The 3,276-nt window shown below is 72.3% G+C and carries 3 protein-coding genes; 2 read left to right on the top strand and 1 reads right to left on the bottom strand.

What is annotated here, in order from left to right; translation table 11 throughout:
* The first annotated feature begins 72 nt into the window (after positions 1 to 72).
* On the top strand, positions 73 to 1,641 hold the full coding sequence (locus tag G6024_RS13920) for a glycosyltransferase family 87 protein (protein WP_159148960.1): 1,569 nt from the start codon (positions 73 to 75) through the stop codon (positions 1,639 to 1,641).
* Positions 1,638 to 1,829, top strand: coding sequence for a hypothetical protein (locus G6024_RS13925; RefSeq protein WP_119192320.1), 192 nt, complete (start codon positions 1,638 to 1,640; stop codon positions 1,827 to 1,829). The genes G6024_RS13920 and G6024_RS13925 overlap by 4 nt, the downstream gene beginning before the upstream one ends.
* Positions 1,830 to 1,878: 49 nt before the next feature.
* Here the strand turns inward: G6024_RS13925 and G6024_RS13930 are convergent.
* On the bottom strand, positions 1,879 to 3,276 hold a 1,398-nt coding region (locus G6024_RS13930; RefSeq protein WP_159148961.1), incomplete at its 5' end, for a WD40 repeat domain-containing protein.

Below are 3,276 nucleotides of genomic sequence, written 5' to 3' on the forward strand. Positions count from 1 at the left end.
ACCGGTGGCGCAGGCGGCGGGGACGACGGGGCCTGATCCGGGGCGACCGGCCCCCGCCCCCGCCGCTAGGGTGTGACCGTGCAGAGCAACGGCCGTATCTCCCCGCTGCCGCTCGACGACGACCTCCGCACCCTGGAGCCGCACGAGCGGGTCCGTCCCGGTGACGGGGTCGGCGCGGAGGCCCTCGCGGCGTGGGGTGGGCCGGTCGGTCGCCACGCGGTGGTCGGCCGTCAACGGTTCTGGACCCCGCTGCGCGTGATCATGCTGTTCGCCGTGATCCTCCTGGCGTTCGGGTTCTTCTCCAAGGCCGCCTGCCTGGAGACCACCCATCCCACCGACGGTTCGCAGCCGGGCCTCAACTGGGACGGCCGCCAGTACTACAAGGCGTGTTACGCGGACCCGCTGCCGCTGTACTCGGCCGAGGGGTTGAACACCGGCGCCTTCCCGTACAAGTACATGTGGATCGCCGACAACGGCGAGGTCCGCTACATGGAGTACCCGGTGGTGTCCGGGATGTTCCAGTACGTCACGGCGCAGGCGGCCCAGGCCTGGCACGCGGTCTTCCCCGGCGGGCTCATCGAGGTGGCCAAGTATTTCGTCCTGGGCAGTGTCCTGCTGGCGTTGGCGTGGATGGTCGCCGTGTGGGCCACCTACCTGTCCGCGGGGCGCAGACCCTGGGACACGCTGCTCATGGCGGCCAGTCCGCTCATCATCTTCCAGGCCTTCACCAACTACGACCTGATGGCGATCGCGTTCGCCTCCGTCGCGCTGTTGCTGTGGGCCCGTTCGCGCCCGGTCTGGGCCGGGGTCGTGCTGGGCCTGGGCGTGGCGGCGAAGCTGTACCCGCTGTTCCTGTTCGGCGCACTTCTGGTGGTGGCACTGCGCCGTCGGCGCTTCGCCGAGCTGGGTAAGGCGGCCGCGGCCGCGGTGGTGGCCTGGCTGGCCGTGAACCTGCCGATCATGATCCCGTTCCCCGAGGGCTGGCGGGAGTTCTACCGACTCAACTCGGACAGGCCCGCCAATCCCGAGAGCATCTACGCGGTCATCCAGACCCTCACCGGGTGGCAGGGCTTCGACGCGGCCCGCGCGGCGGGGGAGGCCCCCGCGACCCTCAACCTGGTGTCGTTGGGGTTGTTCGCGCTCGGCTGCATCGCGGTGCTCGTCATCGGACTCACCGCGCCCGTCACGCCCCGGGTCGCGCAGCTGGCGTTCCTCATCGTGGCCTTCTTCCTGCTCACGAACAAGGTGTGGAGTCCGCAGTACTCGCTCTGGCTGGTGCCCCTCGCGGTGCTCGCCGTCCCCCGCGTGCGGCTCCTGCTGCCGTGGATGGCGTTCGACGCCCTGCTCTGGGTGGCGCACATGTCGTACTTCCACGGCGTGGACAACAAGGGGATCGGCGCGGACGTGTTCCACCCGCTCGTCCTGGCCCGCGACCTGCTGGTCGTGGCGATCTGCGCGGTGGTCATCCTCGAGATCTACCGCCCCCACCTGGACCGCGTCCGCGTGACGCACCAGGGCACACCCGAGGGCCCGGACCCGCTGGCCGGGGTGCTCGCCGACCCGGACGAACCCCTCGTCGTCGCCCCGCCCGCGAGGCGCGACCCCGCCGACGCCCCCCGGAAAGAGGACGCCGCCCCATGAGCACCAACTCCATGATCTGGATGTTCGTCTGCATCCTGATCGGATTCATCTGCATGGTCACCGCTGCCGGCGGCTACCGGGCCGGGTGGCGCCAACCCGTGTGGATCGGCTGGACGGTGGCGGCCTTCCTGTTCCTCACCGTCATCCCGGTCACGCAGGCGCTGACCATCGGCCTCCAGCACGGCTGACCGCCCCCGCCCCCGGTCAGCGGCCCGGCGCTCCCACTGCGCGACCCGCTCAGCCGCACAGGTCGAACGGCTCGGTGTCCGGGAAGTGCCGATCCCACTCCTCGGCGGTGAGCTGCACGCCACCGGCGCAGGCCTCGCTCACCACCCGGTCCGGGTCGAGCTGCCACATCCACATGGCGCCCTCGACGCCCACCGCGAGCAGGCCGCCCGTGGGTGAAGCGCTGCGACCCTGGTAGAGCAGGGGATCGGTGGTCGATCCCAGCACCGCCCACGGTTGCGGCCCGGTCGGGTCGGAGACGTCCACCACGGTGACCTGGCCCGTGCTCGAGGTGAGCATGAGCAGGTCGTCGTCCGCGGAGAAGGCGGTCCAGTAGATCTCCCCGGGCGGCGCGGTGAACGAGGACAGTTCGCGGGGCGCGGTCGCGTCGGCCATGTCCCACAGTCGGATCGTCTTGTCCCCGCCGGACGTGGCCAGCAGTGGCGAGCCGTGCGCGTACCCGGCCGACGGCGAGGCCCCGATCCCGGTGGTGAGCCGGTGGGCGACGGTCGGCCGGTCGGGGTCTGCGGTGTCGAGGACGACCGTCTCGGGCCCGAGGGTCGGCACGACGAGTTGCCCGGAGTCGGCCGAGAACTCGGCGACGACGCATGGGTCGGGCAGTGGCACCGTGACCCGGAGCGTGGGTTCGGCGGGATCGGTGACGTCGACCAGTCCCAGGTCCGGGCTGGTGTCGCTGCACACGGCCAGGGTGCGCCCGTCGGGGCTGAGCGGGCTGGCCACCACCACGCCGGAGGTCACGGGCAGGGTCGCGATCGACCGGGTGGCCGGCCCGAACGGTGCGGTGAACACCTGCAGGCCCCCGTCGGCGAGCCCGGCGTAGACGACGCGGCCGTCGGGGGACATGGCCACGGAGCCGGAGAACCGGGTCCCGGCGTCGGGGATGACGCGGCCGGTCTCGCGCGGGACCGGGCCGGTGGTGTCGACGACGGTGTAGTGCAGTTCCGCGGCGGTGACGCCGAGGACCCCGGTGGTCCGATCCGCCGAGGACGCGGTCTGGAAGATCGAGTTGGACTCCGACGCCGCTCCCAGGCGCCCCAGCGGCCAGAGCCGGACCAGGCCGTCGACCGAGTACGTCACGAGGCGGTCGGAGTCGGTGAAGCGGACCCCGGTCGCGACCTGGGAGGCCGGCAGCTCGGTGAGCATCCGGCCGACGGGGTCGTAGACGCGGACCCGCTCGTCGGACCCGGCGGCGGCGAGCCGTCCCCGGTCGTCGTAGGTGACGTCGTGGACGTAGGCGTTCCACCCGGTCAGTTCGGGCAGCGGGCGGGCACCCTCGAGGGCCGCGGCACCGTCAGCACCACCGGCGCCGCCCAGCTGCCAGCGCTGCACCGACCGGTCGGTGGTCCCGGCCGCGATCCGGGTCCCGTCGGGGCTCACCGCGAGGGCGAG

Source organism: Dietzia maris, assembly GCF_014144855.1.
Taxonomy (GTDB): domain Bacteria; phylum Actinomycetota; class Actinomycetes; order Mycobacteriales; family Mycobacteriaceae; genus Dietzia; species Dietzia kunjamensis.

Excerpts from the sequence above, each read along its gene's own strand:
- G6024_RS13925 (WP_119192320.1), top strand. The coding sequence starts at position 1,638 with ATGAGCACCAACTCCATGATCTGGATGTTCGTCTGCATCCTGATCGGA.